Origin of the sequence: Paractinoplanes toevensis (assembly GCF_018332695.1) — a bacterium.
In the GTDB taxonomy this organism is placed as follows: Bacteria; Actinomycetota; Actinomycetes; order Mycobacteriales; family Micromonosporaceae; genus Actinoplanes; species Actinoplanes toevensis.
This window is the reverse complement of the sequence record NZ_BOQN01000048.1, coordinates 91,307-109,698: the sequence shown is the minus strand read 5'-3', so window position 1 is coordinate 109,698 and position 18,392 is coordinate 91,307. Positions and strand designations below refer to the sequence as shown.

General features: G+C 71.7%; 15 protein-coding genes. 5 read left to right on the top strand and 10 right to left on the bottom strand.

What is annotated here, in order from left to right; translation table 11 throughout:
* Window position 1: 1 nt before the first annotated feature.
* Window positions 2-865, bottom strand: coding sequence for a peptide chain release factor N(5)-glutamine methyltransferase (gene prmC, locus Ato02nite_RS16475; RefSeq protein ID WP_246607052.1), 864 nt, complete (start codon window positions 863-865; stop codon window positions 2-4).
* An 80-nt stretch (window positions 866-945) separates the two neighbouring features.
* Between prmC and Ato02nite_RS16470 the strand changes: the two genes are divergently transcribed.
* Genes Ato02nite_RS16470 through Ato02nite_RS16460 form a run of 3 tightly spaced genes read left to right on the top strand, consistent with a single transcriptional unit; the run spans window position 946 to window position 5,095 of the window.
* Complete coding sequence (locus tag Ato02nite_RS16470) at window positions 946-2,451, top strand: GGDEF domain-containing protein (protein ID WP_213007403.1); 1,506 nt, start codon at window positions 946-948, stop codon at window positions 2,449-2,451.
* Window positions 2,448-3,770 (top strand): outer membrane protein assembly factor BamB family protein, encoded by a 1,323-nt coding sequence (locus Ato02nite_RS16465; protein WP_213007402.1) that lies wholly within the window; start codon window positions 2,448-2,450, stop codon window positions 3,768-3,770. The genes Ato02nite_RS16470 and Ato02nite_RS16465 overlap by 4 nt, the downstream gene beginning before the upstream one ends.
* Window positions 3,770-5,095, top strand: coding sequence for an outer membrane protein assembly factor BamB family protein (locus tag Ato02nite_RS16460; RefSeq protein WP_213007401.1), 1,326 nt, complete (start codon window positions 3,770-3,772; stop codon window positions 5,093-5,095). The genes Ato02nite_RS16465 and Ato02nite_RS16460 overlap by 1 nt, the downstream gene beginning before the upstream one ends.
* On the opposite strand, the gene Ato02nite_RS16455 is transcribed toward Ato02nite_RS16460, so the two are convergent.
* The 8 genes from Ato02nite_RS16455 to Ato02nite_RS16420 all read right to left on the bottom strand — a co-directional run bounded on the left by Ato02nite_RS16455 (window position 5,079) and on the right by Ato02nite_RS16420 (window position 15,464).
* Window positions 5,079-5,735, bottom strand: coding sequence for a TetR/AcrR family transcriptional regulator (locus tag Ato02nite_RS16455; protein ID WP_213007400.1), 657 nt, complete (start codon window positions 5,733-5,735; stop codon window positions 5,079-5,081). The genes Ato02nite_RS16460 and Ato02nite_RS16455 overlap by 17 nt on opposite strands.
* A 97-nt stretch (window positions 5,736-5,832) precedes the next feature.
* Window positions 5,833-7,650, bottom strand: coding sequence for an oxidoreductase (locus Ato02nite_RS51625; protein ID WP_246607049.1), 1,818 nt, complete (start codon window positions 7,648-7,650; stop codon window positions 5,833-5,835).
* 2 nt (window positions 7,651-7,652) lie between these two features.
* A complete protein-coding gene (locus tag Ato02nite_RS16445) occupies window positions 7,653-8,384 on the bottom strand; it encodes an ABC transporter ATP-binding protein (protein ID WP_213007399.1) in 732 nt (243 codons plus the stop codon).
* On the bottom strand, window positions 8,381-10,186 hold the full coding sequence (locus tag Ato02nite_RS16440) for a branched-chain amino acid ABC transporter ATP-binding protein/permease (RefSeq protein ID WP_213007398.1): 1,806 nt from the start codon (window positions 10,184-10,186) through the stop codon (window positions 8,381-8,383). The genes Ato02nite_RS16445 and Ato02nite_RS16440 overlap by 4 nt, the downstream gene beginning before the upstream one ends.
* A complete protein-coding gene (locus Ato02nite_RS16435) occupies window positions 10,183-11,052 on the bottom strand; it encodes a branched-chain amino acid ABC transporter permease (protein ID WP_213007397.1) in 870 nt (289 codons plus the stop codon). The genes Ato02nite_RS16440 and Ato02nite_RS16435 overlap by 4 nt, the downstream gene beginning before the upstream one ends.
* 53 nt (window positions 11,053-11,105) lie before the next feature.
* Window positions 11,106-12,245 carry an ABC transporter substrate-binding protein gene (locus Ato02nite_RS16430; protein ID WP_213007396.1) on the bottom strand — a complete coding sequence of 380 codons (1,140 nt, stop codon included), beginning with the start codon at window positions 12,243-12,245 and terminating at the stop codon, window positions 11,106-11,108.
* Between the two features lie 28 nt (window positions 12,246-12,273).
* Window positions 12,274-13,989, bottom strand: a complete 1,716-nt coding sequence (locus Ato02nite_RS16425) for a thiamine pyrophosphate-binding protein (protein WP_213007395.1) — start codon at window positions 13,987-13,989, stop codon at window positions 12,274-12,276.
* A complete protein-coding gene (locus Ato02nite_RS16420; protein WP_213007394.1) occupies window positions 13,989-15,464 on the bottom strand; it encodes an aldehyde dehydrogenase family protein in 1,476 nt (491 codons plus the stop codon). The genes Ato02nite_RS16425 and Ato02nite_RS16420 overlap by 1 nt, the downstream gene beginning before the upstream one ends.
* Window positions 15,465-15,595: 131 nt before the next feature.
* On the opposite strand from Ato02nite_RS16420, the gene Ato02nite_RS16415 reads away from it, so the two are divergent.
* Together Ato02nite_RS16415 and Ato02nite_RS16410 are read left to right on the top strand one after the other, a co-directional pair.
* On the top strand, window positions 15,596-16,360 hold the full coding sequence (locus Ato02nite_RS16415) for an IclR family transcriptional regulator (protein ID WP_213007393.1): 765 nt from the start codon (window positions 15,596-15,598) through the stop codon (window positions 16,358-16,360).
* Between the two features lie 21 nt (window positions 16,361-16,381).
* On the top strand, window positions 16,382-17,551 hold the full coding sequence (locus Ato02nite_RS16410) for a CaiB/BaiF CoA transferase family protein (RefSeq protein ID WP_213007392.1): 1,170 nt from the start codon (window positions 16,382-16,384) through the stop codon (window positions 17,549-17,551).
* Here Ato02nite_RS16410 and Ato02nite_RS16405 read toward each other — a convergent pair.
* Window positions 17,532-18,386, bottom strand: coding sequence for a shikimate dehydrogenase (locus Ato02nite_RS16405; RefSeq protein WP_213007391.1), 855 nt, complete (start codon window positions 18,384-18,386; stop codon window positions 17,532-17,534). The two genes, Ato02nite_RS16410 and Ato02nite_RS16405, sit on opposite strands and share 20 nt — an antisense overlap.
* Window positions 18,387-18,392: the final 6 nt, after the last annotated feature.

The following is an 18,392-nucleotide window of genomic DNA, read 5'->3' as shown; positions in this document are numbered from 1 at the left end:
ATCAGCTGCGGCGGGCGGTCGTGAAGCGCGGGCGGCCGCTGTAGTCGTCGTGCGCGGTCACCTCGGTGAACCGGCCGTCCTCGCGGAGGATGGCCGGAACCGCTGAACCGTGCCGGTCATCGTGCTCAATTCCGACATGTCCCCCGGATTTCAACAGGGTCGCGGCCAGCGCGACGACCGGTCGGATCACCGACAGACCGTCGGCCCCGCCGAAAACCGCCTCGGCCGGATCGTGCTCGGCGACCTCGGGCGGCACCGGGGTGCCCTCCGGCACGTACGGCGGGTTGCAGAGCAGCACGTCCACCCGGCCGCGCAGCGAGGCCAGCAACGACGGGTCGGTGACGTCACCCTCGACCACCCGCACGACCGGGAACGCGGCCGCGTTGCGGCGCAGGAAGGACAACGCGACCGGGGACCGCTCCACGGCGTACACCTCATCGGCCTTTGTCTCGTCGGCCAGCGACAGCGCGATGGCGCCGGTCCCGCTGCAGAGGTCGACCGCGACGGCGCCCGGCGCCGTCCGGTCGATGCCCCACCCGGCCAGCAACTCGGTCTCCGGCCGGGGGATGAACACGCCGTCCCCCACCGACAGCTCCAGGTGGCGGAACGCGGCCGTGCCGAGCAGGTGCTGCAGCGGGATGCGCCGGGCCCGCTCGGCCACCAGCGCGGTGAATCGGCGCAGTTCGTCCGGGCGCATCGCCTCGATCAGGAGCAGCCGGCCGCGCGGGATCTCCAGCACGTGCGCGGCGAGCAGTTCGGCATCGACCCGGGGCGATTCGACACCGGCCGCGGCTAGCTCGGCGGCCGCCGCGGCGAGTGCTTTCGATACCGAAGGTCGGGAGGGGTGTTCGTCGTCCGGGTCCACGGCATAATCATCAATCGTCACGTGCGACGCCGACCGGCCGGGTCGGTGCATCGACGCGCGGCACGCGTGGGAGGCGCCCGGTGAGTTGGTTGGACCAGCTCCCTGAAAACGTCGAGGAGCTGAAGCGGGCCGGGCACCTGCAACAGAACGGGCGGTCCGCCGAGGCCCTGCCGATCCTCGACGAGGTCCTGTCCACCGCCACCGACCCCCACACCAGGGCGTACGCGTTGATCCAGCGCTTCGGCGCGATGATCAACCTGGGCCGGATCGCCGAGTTGTCCACCGCGATGACGGTGGCCGCCAACGCCGTCCGCGAGATACCCGACCCCTATCTGCGCGGCCAGATGCACGCGTTCGCGGCGCTCGGCGCACACCTGCAGAGCAATCTGGACCGTGGCGTCACCCACCTCGTGCAGGCGTCCCGGGCCCTCGCCGCGGTGCGGGAGAGCGACCGGGAGACCGCCTGGGGCTGGCACGACCTCGCGATGGCCTACTCCTATCTGGGTTTTCACGGGCACGCGCTGACCGCCATCGAGCAGGCCCGGCAGGTCGGCGCCGCGGTCGGCCTGGCCCCGGAGATCTTCGCGGCGCCCGGCATCCGGCTGCGCAACGCGGTCTCCCTCGACCACCAGGGCGACACCGACGGCTGCCTGCGGGTGCTCCGCGACATCGACGCCGAGCTGTCGCGATACGTGGCGATCGGCGCCGACCAGATGCGGCCCGGCAGCCGCGCCGCCTACGGCTACGCCCTCGCCCGCCGGGCCGCCCTCGGCGAGGAGACCGAGGCCAACGCCCTGCAGTGGCTCACCGGCGGCGGCGACAGCGTCCGCACCCGCGACCTGCACCACCTCGGCCACGTCTGCCTGAGCATCGCGGCCGGCCGCCCCCAGCAGGCACTCTCCATGCTGGACGCGGTGCCGGTCTCGCCGGAGATCCTCGGCGCGGCCGAACCGGCGCGGCTACGCAGCATCTGCCACGCCGCGGCCGGCGACCACGCGGCCGCGCACACCGCCGACCGGTACGCCTTCCGCCTGGCCGTCCAGCGCATCGACCGGCTGCGGGACGGCTACCTCGACGGCGTCGCGGCCCGGCTGGACGCCCAGGAGACCCAGCGCGACGCCGGCCGGTACGGCGACGAGTCGCTCACCGACCCGCTCACCGGCCTGCCCAACCGCCGCCAGCTGGAGCGTTACGTGGGGGCCATGCTCGAGCGCGGCGAACGTGCCGCGATCGGCGTCTGCGACCTGGTCGGCTTCACCGCGGTCAACGTCCGGCACGGCCGGCACTGCGGCGACCTCGTGCTCCAGCGGATCGCCGGGGTGCTCAACCGGGTGATGCGCCGCGGCGACTTCGTGGCCCGCTTCGCCGGCGACGAGTTCGTGCTGGTGCTGCCGGGGGCCGGCACCGCGCAGGCGGCCGAGGTGTCCCGCCGGATCGCGGCCGCCACCAACGCGGAGAACTGGCAGGTGCTGGTGCCGGGCACGCCGATCGGCCTGGCGGCCGGCTGGTCCGAGGTGGGCACCAACGGGCGCACGCTGAGCGCCGCCCTGGCGGCCGCGGCCGCGAATCGCACGCCCACGAGATGACCACGATCGATCTCGGTGAGATCGGCTCGACGCCCGACCCGAAGATCGGTGCCGAGTTCAGCCACCATCTGCTCCGCCGCGCCGGAGTCGCCCTCGCCCTGCTGCTCTGCCTGTTCGGCGCGGCCGGTTCGACCCGTGGCGGAGTGCCCGCCATCCATCCGCTGTGGAGCGTGCCGAGCGCCGAGGGCGACGGCACCACGATCGGCACCGACACCGTCTATCTGCAGCGAACCACCGCGGGCCGGGCCCGGCTCACCGCGTACGACCTGGCCACCGGGGCGGTCCGGTGGGAGACGGCGCTGGACGGGACGCTCGGCTACACCCAGCTCGCCGAGCAGGCCGGCCTGCTCCTGCTGCCGGTCGACCCGGAGATGGCGGACGGCCGCGAGAACGAGCGGTACGGCACGTACAGCCAGGCCACCACCGCGATCGACATCCGCACCGGCGCGGTGCGGTGGACCGCGCCGGGAGAGCCGATGCTGGTCGAGGGCCGGACCGCCCTGATGGTCGACTACGTCGGCGACGGCACCTCCTACGACCGGCTGCGGCTGATCGGGCTCGGCCCCGGCGGACCGCGCGCGATCTGGAGCCGGGACACCCGCGGCGTCGACTCCGTCGCGTTCGCGCTGGACGGCACCCGGATCGAGAAGGCCATCCTGATGGGCCGGGACGGCCTGACCCAGGTGCTGCGCTTCGCCGACGGCGCCCTGCTGGCCCAGGCCCACCTGCGGTGGGACCCGCTCGACGCGCAGACCGGTGAGTACAACAACGTTGCGGCGGCGGGGGACTATCTGGTGGTGAACCGTGCCCGCGAGGATCAGGCCGAGCTGACCGTCTACCGCCTCGACACCCTGGCCGAGGCGTGGCGGATCACCGGCACCGACCGCGGTTACGCGTTTCCCTGCGGCACCGGCATCTGTTTCAACGACGGCGACAACCTGACCGCGTACGACTCGGCGACCGGCCGGATGCGCTGGACCAGGCCCGGCGTCGGCACCTGGGCGGCCGGACCGGACCGGGTGGTGGTCGAGCTGTCCGCCGAGGGCCAGATGCTGATCGATGCCGAGACCGGGCTCCCGGTCGGCGAGTCCGGCCCCGGCGAGACGGTCTGGACCACCGATCCCGGCCGGTTCCTGCTGGTGCTGCGGGCCACCCACGAGCCGCCCGGCAGCACCGCGATCACCCGCTGGGACCTGGCCACCGGCCGGCGCGATCTGCTCGGCGCGGTCGGCGGCCTGATGGTGAACCGGTGCCAGTCGATCGCCCACTACCTGGGCTGTTCGCAGGACCAAGAATTCACGGTCACGGCGGTCGGCTGATGACGATCATCGACCTGGGTGAGGTCACCGAGGAGGCGGTCGCCCCCTCGGTGCCGGTCAACATCCCGCAACTGCGACGGCTCGCGCTCGCCCTGCTCAGCGTGGCCGGGGTGCTGGTGCTGGCCGGCGCGGCACCGGCCGCCTCGACCGGCGTGCGGCAACTGTGGAGCACCCCGCTGCGGCAGGGCGAGTCGTGGTCGCTGTCGGCCGACACGGTCTATCTCACCCGGCTCGACGACAAGGTCTCGGCCTACAACCTGACCACCGGTGAACTGCGGTGGAGCGTGCCGGCCGGGGCCGAGCTGGGCGATCCGCGGCCGCGGCTGGTCGGCGATCTCCTGCTGGTGCCGGCCGACCCGGTGATGATCTCCCAGGAGGAGGCGGACGGCTCGCGCTACTACTACGAGACGGTTCGCACCACGATCGCCCTGGACGCGGCGACCGGCGAGGAGCGGTGGCGGGTCAGCGGTGAGGCGTACGCGTCCGGCGAGTCCGGCACGCTGCTGATCAGCGACCACGACGAGCAGGCCCGCACGACCCGGCTGCGGCTGATCCGGCTGACCGACGGCGGCGAGGTCTGGAACCGCCCGGTGCCGGCCGCGCCCTCGTGGACCCCGATCCGGAACGACGGCCGCATCGTCGCGATCGCCGTCGCCACCGAGGGCGGCCTGCTCAGCGTCTACGACTACGCCGACGGGCAGTTGCGAAGAAGCACCCGGTTCAGCTCGGCGACCACCAGCAAGCGCAGCGTCACGTTGATGCCGGCCGGCTCCTATCTGGTGGTCATGCGCGACCTGCCGGTCGGCTCGGAGACCGCCGTCTACGACGCGGAGGACCTGCGCCGGCTGTGGTACACGACGCAGTCGACGGCCTACGTGACCGCCTGCGGCGACGGGCTGTGCGATATCGGCGGCGGCGCGATCGTCGGCCGGCTCCCGCGGACCGGCAAGGAGGTGTGGACGCTGGCCGGGATGCGGGACATGACGCTGCTCGGCCACGACCGCATGATCGTTACCGGTGACGCGGTGACCGGCGACAACTACCTGGCCGACCCGGTCACCGGCACGACCATCGGCGCGCCGATCGTGGGGCGGATGGTCTACCCGCAGGACTCGGGCGATATGCCGATGTTCCTGCGGCCCGCCGTCGAGCCACCCGGCCGGCTCGCGCTCGTCGCCGTCAACCCGGCCGACGGCACCCAGCGCACGCTCGGCACCGTCCCGCCGCTCGCCGCGGAGGACGTCTGCATCACCACCTCCGGTTACCTTGCCTGCGTCCGGACCGGCGCGCAGGGCATGGCCCTGGACATCACGGCCGTGGGCTGAGCCGCGCGGTGGCGTGCGCGACGACCAGGTCGCCGATCATGCGGCGCAGGTCGTCGCGCCGGGCCGGGTCCATCAGATCGCGGTCGAAGATGGTCCGGAACGTGTAGCGGTTGGCGCCGCGGAAGACGCAGAACGCGCTGATGATCATGTGAACGTCGAGCGGGTCGAGGTCGTCCCGGAAGATGCGGCCGGCGCGGCCACGCTCGACGATCCGGGTCAGCACCTCGAGGGCCGGCGCGGCCAGCACCTCGCGGGACTCCGAACGCTGCAGGTGCCGGGCGTAGTGAATGTTCTCGATCGCGACCAGGCGGACGAAATCCTGATGTGACTCGTGGTGGTCGAAGGTGAGCTCGGCGAGCTGACGCAGGGCGTCGACCGGTTCCAGATGGTCGACGTCGAGTTGCTGCTCCAGCGAGCGGATATGCCGGTAGGCGCCTTCCAGCACGGCGAGGTAGAGGCCCTCCTTCCCGCCGAAGTAGTAATAGATCATGCGCTTGGTGGTGCGCGTCTTCGCGGCGATCTCGTCGACCCGGGCCCCGTCGTAGCCCTGGTCGGCGAACTCGTGCGTGGCGACCTCCATGATCTCCGCGCGGGTGCGCTCGGCGTCGCGTACTCGTGGTGCTGTCGTTTCCGGCGCCATGCGCCCTTCCTTTCGACCAGTGCTTGAAATCGACTCTAGTCAGAGCGGCACCGGCAGGAGACGAACCGGTTCGTACGTGGAGATGAGACGCCCGCGGTCAAAGAACGACCCCCGCACCGAACCGAATCGCCTCGGCCGCCGACTCGGCATGTTCGATCACCACCGTCCGCCACCGCTCGTCGGTGACCGGGACCGGCCGGGGCACGGTGCCCTGGGAGACGATCACCGGGCCGGTTGCGCTCAACCACGCACCGCCGACCAGGAGCCGGTCCCCGTCGATCGCCTCCACGCTGGTGCCCAGCCGGACCCGGACGGCCGGATCGGTGGTCAGCCGCCGCACCGCGAGGCCCTTCTCTCGCGGCCCGGCCTCGGGGGCGATCTCCGGCTCCGACCCGATCAGCAGAACCCGCTGTCCGGCCGCGGCGGCGGCATCGGCCACCGCCATCCCGGCCCGGTCGGCGCCCCAGACGGTGACTTCCGGTGCCGGGAGTGGGTGGCGCAGCCAGGTGTGCAGGTCGACGACGCGCGGATGGTCGATCGGCCGACGCGGCGGCACTCCCCCGACAGCCCAGACCACCACGTCCGGCCCCAGCGAGGCGAGCGGGCCCGCACCGGAACCGAGCCGGACGTCGACGGCCAGGCGGGCCAGTTCGGCGGCATACCAGTCGAGCAGGCGGCGAAACTCCGGCTTGCCGGGCAGGCCGGCGGCGAGCCGGAACCGGCCGCCGATCTCATCCTCGCTTTCGAGGACGGTGACCGCATGTCCCGCAACGGCCGCGACGCGGGCGGCCTCCAAACCGGCCAGGCCCGCGCCGACGACCACCACACGCTGCCGAGAAGCCCGGCGCGGGGGAGCCTGCCGCCACTCGTTGCCGGTCGCCGGATTGACCAGGCACCAGATCGGGTGCCCGCGGTGCAGCTCGTCGATGCAGCCCTGGTTGCAGCCGATGCACGGCCGCGGTTCGGCCCCGGCCAGCACCGTGCCGGTCCAGGCCGGGTCGGCGTGCTGGGCCCGCCCGACGGCGATCAGGTCGGCCTGACCGGCGCGGAGAACCTCCTCGGCGGCGTCGCCGGTGGTGATCCGGCCGGCGACGCCGATCGGTTTGCCGAACTCCCGGAAACGGGCGGCATACGGCGCGAGCACGCCGCGCGGTACCTCACCCGGCTGGACCATCCACTCGCCGGCCTCGTAGCAGCCGGCCGAGATGTCCAGCACATCGACGAGGTCCAGCGGCAGCCGCCGGCACAGGGCGAGGGTCTCGTCGGTGTCCAGGCCGCCGGGCACCCCCTCGAACGCGGACAACCGCAGGAAGAGAGCGACGCCGGGTGCGGCGCGCCGGATCGCGGCGACCACCTCGCCGGCAAAGAGCACCGGATCGGCGTAGCGGTCGGTGCGCCGGTTGGTGCGCGGCGACAGGAACTGGTGGACGAGGTAGCCGTGGGCCGCGTGCAACTCCAGCACGTCCACGCCGGCCGCGACGCAGCGCCGGGCCGCCATCCCGAAGTCGTCGACGAGAAGGGCGACCTCGGCGGTGGAGAGCTCCCGGGGCGTACGGCCGACGAACGGCACCGGCGACGGTGCCACCGGCTCGAACCCGCCGACTCGGCCCGCATGGTTCAGCTCGACGCCGAGCAGGGCACCCTCGTTGTGCACGGCCTCCACCAGGGCCCGCAGGCCGGGCACGGTGTGGTCGTCGTGCGCGCCGAGCTGGTGGGAGCGGCCACGGCCGTCGGCCCGCACGAAGGTCGCCTCGGTGAAGACCAGGGCGGCCCCACCGGCCGCCCGGGCCCGCAGGTATTCCACGTACCGTTCGGTGACCCGGCCGTCGGCGGTGCCGTAGTTGCGCTCCATCGGCGGCAGGACGACCCGGTTGCGCAGCCGGTGCGGGCCGACCCGCACCGGCGTGCCCAACATGCTCATAGGCCGAGGTAGATGCGGCGTACCTCCGGGTTGTGCCGCAGCTCGGCCGACGTGCCCCGCATGGCGACCTCGCCGTTCTCCACCACCAGGCAACTGCCGGTCGCCTCGAAGGTGAGCTTGGCGTTCTGCTCGACCAGCAGCAGGCTCAGTCCCTCGGCCCGCAGGCGCTGCAGGACCGCGAGGATGTCCTCGACCAGCTTGGGCGACAGGCCCATCGACGGCTCGTCGAGCAGCAGCAGCCGGGGGCGCGACATCAGGGCGCGGCCGATGGCCAGCATCTGCTGCTGGCCGCCGGAGAGTGCCCCGGCGAGCCGGCCACGCATCTCGCCGAGCACCGGGAACAGCTCGTAGACCTCGGCCAGGGTCGCCCGGGTCTCCGCGTTCCACTTGCGGGCGTACGCCCCGAGCAGCAGATTCTTCTCCACCGGGAGGCCCGCGAAGACGTGCCGGCCCTCCGGGACGTACCCGATGCCGTGCCGCACCATGTCGCGGGCGGCCACCCCGGTGAGGTCGATGTCGCCGAAGCGCAGCGCCGACACCTTCCGGGGGATGAGCCCCATGACCGCCTTGAGGGTCGATGTCTTGCCGGCGCCGTTCGCACCGATCACGCCGACCGCGTCGCCGCCCGGGATCGAGAAGCTCAGGTTCTGCACGGCGCAGACACCGCCATAGTGGACGGTCAAGCCCTCGACCGTCAGGTCGGCATTTTCCACCAGGACCGCGGTCATCGGGACGCCTCCTCGGCGACGGGTGGGATGTCGTCCATGGAATCGCCGAGGTACGCCTCGATCACCGCGGGATGGGTGGCCACCTCGGCCGGCCCGCCCTCGGCGATCACCCGGCCGCCGGCCAGCACGGTGATCCGCTCGCAGAGCGACATCACCAGGCCCATGTTGTGCTCGATAATGATCACGGTGATGCCGCTGTCCCGGACCGACCGGACGATCTCGCTCAGCTGGCGGACCTCCTCGCCGTTGAGGCCGGCCGCCGGTTCGTCGAGCAGCAGCAGCGACGGGCCCGCCGCGACCGCCCGGGCGATCTCGACCCGCCGCTGGATGCCGTAGGGCAACGACTTCGGTGGCAGCCCGGCGAACTCGGTCAGGCCGTACCGGTCGAGCACCTCGCGGGCCTGCCGGTGCAGGTCGCGGTTGCGCCGCAGCACGCTGATCGGCCGCAGCACGTAACGCCAGCTGTCCACGGTGGCGCTGCGGTCCAGCGCGACCAGCAGGTTCTCCTCCACGGTGAGGTCACCGAACAGCCGCAGGTTCTGGAAGGTGCGGGACATACCCGCCCGGGCCAGGCGATACGGCGCCTGGTTGGTGACGTCCCGGCCGCGGAACTCGACCCGGCCGCGGGTCGGCCGGTAGAGCCCGCTGATCACGTTGAACAGCGTGGTCTTGCCGGATCCGTTCGGGCCGACGATGCCCCGGATCTCGCCCTCGGTGACGGTCAGCGACAGGTCGTCGAGCGCCTTGAGCCCGCGGAACTGTTTGCTGAGGGCGGTGACCCGCAAGACCTCCTCGGCGTCCGCTCGCTCGGCGAGGGCGGGATACGGCTGGAACGGCTGCAGGCGCGCGGCCGTGCCCGGCTGTCCGCGCCGGCGGGACCACCACGATCGGATCCGGCCCGGCAGTCCGGCCAGTCCGGTCGGCGCGAACACCACGACCAGGACGACCACGGCGCCGTACCCGATCTGCGCGACCGTCGGGTGGTCGACGAACGCCTCGCGGACCAGCGACAGCCCGATCGCACCGACCACACACCCGATCAGGCTCTGCCGGCCGCCGATGATCACCATGCCGAGCAGCAGGAACATGTTGGCGATCGAGAACGACTCCGGCGCGACGTAGCGGATCAGGCCGGCGTAGAGCACCCCGCCGACCCCGCCGTAGATGCTGGCCAGCAGAAACGCGGTCATCCGCAACACCGGCACCTCGGCGCCGAGGGCGCCGGCCGCCAGCGCGTCGTCGCGCATCGCCCGCATCCGCCGGCCGAGGCCGGTCCGGACGACGAACAGGCCGAAGACGAGTACGACGGTGAAGACGATCAGTTCCAGGTAGTAGTAGAGGTACTCGCTGGACAGGTCGACGCCCGGCAACGTCGGCACCGGGATGGCCGAGATGCCCTCCGCGCCCCCGGTGATCTCGGCGTTGGTCACCCAGTTGGTGAAGGCCAGCGCGAGGCCGAGGGTGACGATGCCGAGGTAGTGCGACTGGACGCGCAATGCCGGCGTGCCGATCACCAGCCCGATCGCCACGGTGGCGGCCAGGGCCAGGACGGCGGAGATCCAGAAGCCGTAGCCGCTCCGGGTGGTGAGGATCGCGGTGGCATAGGCGCCGATGCCGAAGAAGGCGACCTGCGCGAGGTTGACCTGACCCCCGACGCCCATGCAGAGGCCGAGACCGATGGCCAGCACCGCGAAGATCAGAATCACGTTGACCACATGGATGGCGTACGAGTCGAGGCCGTACGGAAGAAGCCAGGCCGCCACCGCGATCAGCGCGAGCGGAGCGAAGCGCAGTTGTCTCATGCCCGATTCACCGTCCGCTCGCCGAAGACCCCGGTCGGCCGGATCATGATGATCACGGTGAAGACCAGGAACGTGACCAACTCGGAGTAACCCTGGAAGTGCCCGGCGGCGAACGAGTCGAGGATGCCGATGGCGATCCCGCCCACGATCGCGCCGGGGATGCTGCCGAAGCCGCCGAGGATCGCCGCGGCGAACCCCTTGATGCCGAGCGCGCCGCCGAGGGCCGGGCTGACGTAGAGCAACGGCCCGACCAGCCCGCCGGCCAGCGCGGCGAGACCGGCGCCGATCATGAAGGCGATGGCGTTGCTGCGTCCGACATGGATGCCGACCGCGGTGGCTGCCTCGTGGTCCATGGCGACCGCCTGCATCGCGGCACCCCGCTTGGTGCGGGAGAGGAAGAGCACCAGCAGCACCGTGGCGACCGCCGCGATGGCCAGCACCACCAGGTCGTAGGTGCGGATGCGCAGGCCGAAGACATCAATCGGAGCGGAGGGTACGGGTGACGGCACCGCCCGCCCGGTCGCGCCCCAGATCATGATGATCAGCGCGTCCAGGACGATGCCGAAGCCGATCGTGCCGATCAGCATCAGGTCGAAGTCACGATTTTCCAGTGGCCGCAGCACCCGCTCGATGACCAGGCCGATCGCGCCGGTGACACCGATCGCGATCACCATGGCGAGGGCGAACGGAAGCTTGCTGGACAGGTAGAAGGTGGAGGCGAGGTAGGCGCCGACGGTCACGACGTTGCCGTGCGCGAAGTTGACCAGGCCCATGGTGCGATAGACGAGGGAGAACCCCAGCGCCACCAGGGCATAGACGGCACCGAGACTGACCCCGCCGACGATAGTCTGCAGAAAGACCTGCATGGCTCTCCTTGGATAGGGCGGATCCCGGCGCCGGAGCGCCGGGATCACGGGGTTCAGCTCGAGGCGGCGACGAGCTTGCCGTCCTTGATGGTGCCGATCGACGTCGCGAAGATCCCGACACCGGTCTTGTCGTACGCGAAGCCGCCGAGCAGGCCCTGATACTTGGTGGCCCGGATCGCGTCGGCCAGCTCCTTGCCGGTGGCCACGTTGCTGCTCTTCAGCGCGGTGAGCATGATCTGCGCGCCGTCGTACGCCTTGGCACCGTGGAGTTCCGCTGCTTCGTTGTATTTGGCCAGGTAGGCCGCCGCGAACTTCTTCGAGGCCTCGCTGATGTCGTTGCTGAGGTACGGCGAGCTGACGATCGTGCCCTCCGCGTTCTTGGCGCCCGCGGTGTCCAGGAAGACCGGGGTGCCCTGCGGCGCGGCGCCGGCGAAGGTCGCGGTGATGCCGAGGTCACGGGCCTGCTTGACGATCAGGCCGGACTCGACCTCCTCCGCACCGAGGAAGATGACCTTGGGGTTCTTCTGCCGGATGCCGGTGAGCGCGGCGCTGAAGTCCTTCTGGTCGGTGGTGACCACCTGGTCGGCGAGCGGGGTGACGTTACGAGCCTTCAGCGCCTTGAGGAACGCATCGTGCTCGCCCTTGCCGTACGAGCCGTTGTTGGTGATCATCGCGATGTTCTTGATGCCCTGACCGTCCACGATGTACTTGGCCAGGGTCTCGTCGTACGTGGTGCTGGTCGGCCCGTTCAGGAACAGGAACTCGCTGCCCACGGCGACCAGGCCGGGCGACTGCCCGGAGCAGATGTTGGGGATCTCCGCCTGCTTCAGCGTCGGCGCCATGGCGATGGTGACCGCGCTCTCCGCGGTTCCGATCATGCCGATGTAACCCTCGCTGTCGATCTTCCGGGCCAGGTTGGTGCCGACGGTGGGGTCGCCCTGGTCGTCGAAGACGTCCAGCTGGATCTGCCGGCCGTTGATGCCACCCTGGGCGTTCCACTCGTCCACCGCGAGCTTGGCGCCCTTGAGCTCCCAGGCGCCGAGCGAGCTGAGTTGCCCGCTCTGCGCGTCAACCAGTGCGATCTTGATAGGGCCGGAGTCGTCCCCGGCCGCTTTCTTGTCGGAGCCCGGGGCGCTGCACGCGGTCAGGGCAAGAGCGGTTAAAAGGACAATGGTGGCGCGTCGACGGAGCATGTGCGGGTCACCTCATTCGGACGGCGGATCATTCGAAAATTCCCTGGTAGATGTCTTTGATGTTCCAGTGGCCGGGAGTCGGCACCGGTTCGTTGACCATGGGAACGTCGATCACCGCGGGGCGGCGGCGCTCGACTGCTGTCTTGAGGGCGACGGTCAGGTCGCCCGGCTCACCGACCAGGTAGCCGTCCGCTCCGCAGGCGCGGCCGAGGGCGGCGAAGTCGGGGCTGTACGGGTTGCCCTCCGGATCGACGAAGTCGCACCCGTAACTGCGGCCGAAGAAGCTCGACTGCAGGTCGGAGATCGTGCCGTGGGCACGGTTGTTCATCACCAGGAAGATCACCGGCAGGCCCTGCTCGACGGCCATCGGCAGCGCCGGCAACTGGGCGCTCATGCCGCCGTCGCCGATCAGGGCCACCACCACCCGGTCGGGCTGGGCGAGCTGCACGCCGAGCGCGGCGGCCGGCCCGAAGCCCATGGTGGACGCGCCGCCCGGGGTGATGAACCGGCCGGCTTCCGGCAGCGGGTAGCACTGCGCCACCCCGTTCTTGTTCCAGCCGACGTCGGTGACCAGCACCGCGTCGTCGGGCAGGGCGGCGCGCACGTCGGCGAGGATGCGCTCGGGCCGCAGCGGGAACTGGTCGCTGCGGCCGCGGTCGGCGCTGGCGGCGAACATCTCGGAGCGGGCGGCGTGGATCCGCTCCCGCAGGCCGGGCCGGGTCGCGCCGTCGGGACGCAGTCGGCGGACCGCTTCGAGGATCCGCCGCGCGGCGAGCGCGGCGTCGGCCACCGCCCCGATCTCGACCGGGTAGTTGCGGCCGATCTCGGCCGGGTCGATGTCGATCTGGATCAGCCGGCTCGGCGGGAAACGCCAGGTGTAGGCCGGATCCCAGGAACTGGCGTCGGTCTCGGCGAACCGGGTCGCGACGGCCAGCACCACATCGGCGTCGCGGGCGTAGCCGTTGGTCTCGGTCAGGCCCCAGAAGCCGGTCATGCCCAGCACCAGCGGGTGCTCGTCGGGGAGCGCGCCCTTGGCCATGAGCGAGTGCGCGACCGGGATGTCCAGATGTTCGGCCAGCTCCCGGATGGCGGGGCCGCCGGCCCCGCCGCCGATGTAGATCAGCGGTCGCTCGGCCTCGACGAGGGCCGCCGCGATTCGCTCGGCGTCCTCGATCGGCAAATCTGGACTTGTCGCTTTTTTCGGAAGCGGGAAAGCGGCGGTCGACGCAGCCCGGGAGAACAGGTCCATCGGCACGTTCAGCAGCACCGCGCCGGGGCGGCCGGAAGTCGCGGTCCAGAACGCCCGCTCGGTGAACCGGGGCAGGTCCTCGACCCGGTGCACGTGCCAGGCGCGCTTGACGAACGGCCGGTAGATGGCGGTCTGGTCGGCGTCGGCGTGCAGGTTGACCTCTTGGTGCGGATGCCGACCGTACAGGTAGGACGGAATGTCGCCGGAGATCGCCACCAACGGGATCGAGTCGAGAGCGGCGGTCGCCACCCCGGTGACCGCGTTCATCATCCCGGGGCCGACGTGCATGAGGACGACGCCGGGCTTGCCGGTGGCCCGGGCGTACCCGTCGGCGGCGTGCGCGGCGGTCTGCTCGTGCCGGGCGATGACGAAGTCGATGGAACTGCGCCCGATCGCGTCGAGCAGCGCGATGTTGGTGTGCCCGCAGGTCCCGAAGATGTGCTCGACCCCGTAGGACTCAAGCTGGGCGACGAGCGCGTCGGCGGCGGTTGTCATCAGTTCTCTCCCCAGATCGACAGGCCCCGCAGCAGGAGCGTCTTGACCACCGTGTAGTCCTCGACCATGTGGTGCGGTGACTCCCGGCCGAAGCCGGAGTCCTTCACCCCGCCGAACGGGACGTGGTCGAGCCGGAAGTTGGACGAGCCGTTGACCACCAGGCCACCCACCTCGAGCTCGCGCCAGGCGGTGAGGATGCGCCCGATGTCGGCGGTGAACAGGCCGGCCTGCAGCCCGTACGAACTGGAGTTGCAGGTCTCCAGCACCGCGTCGAAGTCGTCGAAGGGCAGTACGGTCACCAGCGCCCCGAAGACCTCCCGGGTGACCACGGCCGCGTCCGGCGGCGGGTCGGCGACCACGGTCGGGGTGAGGGTGGCGCCGTCCCGGGTGCCGCCGGCCGTGATCCGCGCACCGCCGTCGGCGGCCTCGGTGGCCCAGGCCAACACCCGCTCGGCCGCCGCGTCGTCGACCATCGACCCGACGTCGGTCGACGGGTCGAGCGGATCGCCCACCCGCAGCTTCGCGACCTCGGCGCCGAGCAGCTCGACGAACTCGTCGAACCGGGGCCGGTCCACATAGATGCGCTGCACCGAGATGCAGCTCTGGCCGGAGTTGGTGTAGCCGGTGCGGGCGCACACCGTGGCCGCGGCGGCCAGGTCGGCGTCGGCACAGACGATGGTCGCCGCGTTGCCGCCCAGCTCCAACACCAGTTTCTTGGCACCGGCGGCCCGGGCCACGGCGGCACCGGTGGCCGCGCTGCCGGTGAAGCTGATGACGGCGACCTCGGGGGCGGCGCACAGGGCGGCGCCGACCTCGCCGCCGCCGTGCAGCACCTGCACCGCGTCGACCGGCGCGCCCGCTTCGAGCAGGAGCGCGACGATCGCGGTGGACACGGCCGGAGCCTGCGGCGGCGCCTTGACGATCGTGCTGTTGCCGGCCGCGAACGAGGCGCCCAGCTTGTGCGCGAGGAGGTTGGCCGGCGCGTTGAACGGCGTGATGGCCAGCGCGACGCCGGCCGGGGCCCGGTAGGTCATCGCGGTGTTGCCGGTGCCGCGCGCCCAACCGGCGACCGGCAGCACCGCGCCCCCGATCAGCCGGGCCTCGGCCGCGCAGACGGCGAACGTATCGGCCACCCGGTCCAGCTCGCCGCGGCCGTCCTTGAGGGGTTTGCCCAGCTCGAGCGCGATGAGCCGGGCGAGCGCGTCGCGGTGGCGGAGGGCCAGTGCCGCGGCGCGGTCGAGGATCGCGGCCCGGGTGGCCGGGGCCAGCCGGGCCATCGTGCGGGCGCCGATCCGGGCGAACTCGGCCGCCACCCGGGCGTCGGCCGGCTCGGCGACCCGGGCCCGGCTGACCACCGTGCGGGTGAACGGCCCGACACGCTCGGCCGTCGGCCCGTCGCCGATCCACTTGCCGGCGAGCAGGGCCGGCGCGTGCGTTACGGAATCCGGTGCCGCATTCAGGAACGTGTCGAGCATCAGACCTCCTTCGGTCCGCTAGATGGACCTGTGACCGTACTTATGGACCACTGTGTGGACTCCGGTGTAACGTACGGTTGGCTGCGGGGCCAAAGCAATAGGCCGCGGTCGAAAAGGCGAAAGGAAACGGCGTGGAGACGTCCGACGGCCAGGGGGTTCGCAGCATCCAGCGGGCGCTCGACATCCTGTCGTTGCTGACCGAGGACCGTCCGCTGATCACGATCCGGGACATCGTCGCCGCCACCGGGCTGGCGAAGACGACCGTGATCCGGATCGTGCAGACCCTCGAACAGAGCGGCCTGCTCTGGGGCACCAGCTCCGGTTACATGGCCGGGCCCGGGCTGTGGCGGTGGGCCCACCTGGCCCAGCGCACCTGGGAACTGCCGCCGGAGACCCAGCGGCTGATGCGCGAGCTCTCGGCCCGCGAGCGCGAGACGGTGAACGTCTACGTGGCCCGCGACATCGTCCGGGTGTGCATCGCCCAGCAGGAGAGCCCGCAGCCGCTGCGGCACGTCGTGCGGGTCGGCGACGAGCTTCCGCTGTGGGCCGGCGCCTCGGCCAAGGTGCTGCTTCGCAACGCCACGCCGGGCCTGCTCGAGCGGGTGGCGCGGTCCTCGCCGTGGGGCGAGGGGCACGCGGACCGGATGCGGGAGTGGATCGACGAGGCCGCCAAGCAGGGGTACGCCGTCAGCCACGGCGAACGGGAGACGGGCCTGTCCGCCGTCGCCGTTCCGATCCTGGGCCGGTCCGGCTCGGTGGTGGCGGCGCTGACGCTGAGCGGGCCGACCGTGCGCTTCACCGACGATCGGGTCACCGAGTTCACCGAGGCGCTGCTCGCCGCCGCGACACAGGTGAACGAGCGGGGGTTCGACCACCCGCTCAGCTCGTCCTATTAACCCCGGGAAGGAGAATCGCGCATGCCGGATCGGCCGCTCGACGGTGTCCGGGTCCTCGACCTCACCAACGTTCTCGCCGGGCCCTACTGCACCTACCACCTCATGCTGCTCGGTGCCGAGGTGATCAAGGTCGAGATGCCGGGCCGGGGCGACCTCGCCCGCCGGCTCGGGCCGGATCCGGAGCTCAACCGGGCCCGGATGGGTGCGTCGTTCCTCGCCCAGAACGCCGGTAAGAAATCGGTGGAGCTGGACCTGAAGGACGACGGCGACCGGGCGGCGTTCGAGGAGTTGGTGACGCACGCCGACGTCCTGGTGGAGAACTACCGGGCCGGGGTGCTCGCCCGCATCGGCTACCCGTGGGAGCGGTTGTCCCTGCTCAACCCGGCACTGATCGCCTGCGCGATCAGCGGTTTCGGCCAGACCGGGCCGATGAGCCAGGCCCCGGCGTACGACCAGATCATCCAGGGCCTGTCCGGGATGATGAGCGTCACCGGCACGCCCGAGACGGCACCGCTGCGGGTCGGTTTCCCGGTGGCCGACACCGTGGGCGGCCTCAGCGCGGCGCTCGCCATCACGGCCGCCCTGGCCGGCCGGCAGCGCGACGGGCGGGGCCGGTTCCTCGACGTGTCCATGCTGGAGGCATCGCTCTCGGCGATGGGCTGGGCGGTGTCGAACTATCTGGTCAGCGGCATCGAACCGCAGCCGATGGGCGATCAGAACGCGACGGCCGCCCCCTCCGGCACGTTCGACACCGCCGACGGCCCGCTGAACATCGCGGCGAACCGCCAGGAGCAGTACGAAACGCTGTGCCGGCTGGTCGACCGGGCCGACCTGATCACCGATCCGCGTTTCGCCGACCGGGAGACGCGCAAACAGCACCGGGCGGAACTCAACGAGCAGCTCAACGATGCCCTGCGGCGCCGGTCGGCGCTGGAGTGGGAGCGCCGGCTGTCGGCCGCCGGGGTGCCGGCCGCCCGCATCCTCACCGTCGCCCAGGCGGTCGCGGTCGACCAGGTGGCCGGCCGCGGTTTCGTGACCGAGATGGGAAACCTCAAGGTGACCGGCAGCGGCGTGCTCTTCGACGGCGAACCCCTGACCCCGTCGGCGCCACCACCGGTGCTCGGCGAGCACAACGCCGAACTGCCGGCGCTGCTGGAGCGCTGGCGCGGCGCTAGTCACGGCGTGCGGTGAGCTCGGCGAAATCGCGGTACATCCGGCCCTCGTCGGCCGTCCGGCCGGTGAACAGCCGGAAAGATGCGGCGGCCTGGTAGACCGCCATGCCGCCGCCGTCGGCGGTCCGGCAGCCGCGCTCGCGGGCCGCGCGGATCAGCTCGGTGTCGAGCGGCCGGTAGATGACGTCCGCGACCCACAGCTCCGGCCGCAGGTGCTCGGCCGCGATCGGCCGGCCGGGGTGGCCCTCCATCCCGATCGGGGTGGCGTTGACCAGCCCGTCGGCCTCGGCGAGCCGGTCGGGAACCGCCTCCGGCGGCACCACGTCGACGATCACCCCGTCGTGCACGGCCATCGACCGGGCCAGCCGGTCGCCGCGCGCGGGGTCCACATCGGTCACCGTGATCCGGCGCGCGCCCGCACCGGCCAGGGCGGATGCCACGGCCAGGCCCGCTCCCCCGGCCCCGATCAGCACCACGTGCTCGGCCACGATGCCGGGCAGCGCGTGAGCCAGGCCGGCGGCGAATCCGTACCGGTCGGTGTTGTGCCCCACCGCCCGGCCGTCGGCGAACACGACCGTGTTGACGGCGCCCAGCTCGGCGGCCTCGGGCGAGAGATCGTCCAGGTACTTGACCACCTCCTGCTTGCAGGGGTGGGTGATGTTGAGCCCGCGGAAGCCGAGCCGGCGGGCGGCGGCCAGCAGCTCGCCGACGTCACCGGGGGCCAGCCCGAGGTCGTCCAGATCGATGAGCTGGTAGAGGTAACGGAGACCCTGGCGGTCGGCCTCGCGCTCGTGCAGGGCCGGGCTCATCGAGGTGCCGATGCCCGCGCCGATCAGGCCCACGAGATAACGCACGGCCGC

Excerpts from the sequence above, each read along its gene's own strand:
- Ato02nite_RS16440 (WP_213007398.1), bottom strand. The coding sequence starts at position 10,186 with ATGAGACAACTGCGCTTCGCTCCGCTCGCGCTGATCGCGGTGGCGGCC.
- Ato02nite_RS16455 (WP_213007400.1), bottom strand. The coding sequence starts at position 5,735 with ATGGCGCCGGAAACGACAGCACCACGAGTACGCGACGCCGAGCGCACC.
- Ato02nite_RS51625 (WP_246607049.1), bottom strand. The coding sequence starts at position 7,650 with ATGTTGGGCACGCCGGTGCGGGTCGGCCCGCACCGGCTGCGCAACCGG.
- Ato02nite_RS16435 (WP_213007397.1), bottom strand. The coding sequence starts at position 11,052 with ATGCAGGTCTTTCTGCAGACTATCGTCGGCGGGGTCAGTCTCGGTGCC.
- Ato02nite_RS16465 (WP_213007402.1), top strand. The coding sequence starts at position 2,448 with ATGACCACGATCGATCTCGGTGAGATCGGCTCGACGCCCGACCCGAAG.
- Ato02nite_RS16410 (WP_213007392.1), top strand. The coding sequence starts at position 16,382 with ATGCCGGATCGGCCGCTCGACGGTGTCCGGGTCCTCGACCTCACCAAC.
- Ato02nite_RS16425 (WP_213007395.1), bottom strand. The coding sequence starts at position 13,989 with ATGACAACCGCCGCCGACGCGCTCGTCGCCCAGCTTGAGTCCTACGGG.
- Ato02nite_RS16460 (WP_213007401.1), top strand. The coding sequence starts at position 3,770 with ATGACGATCATCGACCTGGGTGAGGTCACCGAGGAGGCGGTCGCCCCC.
- Ato02nite_RS16445 (WP_213007399.1), bottom strand. The coding sequence starts at position 8,384 with ATGACCGCGGTCCTGGTGGAAAATGCCGACCTGACGGTCGAGGGCTTG.
- Ato02nite_RS16420 (WP_213007394.1), bottom strand. The coding sequence starts at position 15,464 with ATGCTCGACACGTTCCTGAATGCGGCACCGGATTCCGTAACGCACGCG.
- Ato02nite_RS16430 (WP_213007396.1), bottom strand. The coding sequence starts at position 12,245 with ATGCTCCGTCGACGCGCCACCATTGTCCTTTTAACCGCTCTTGCCCTG.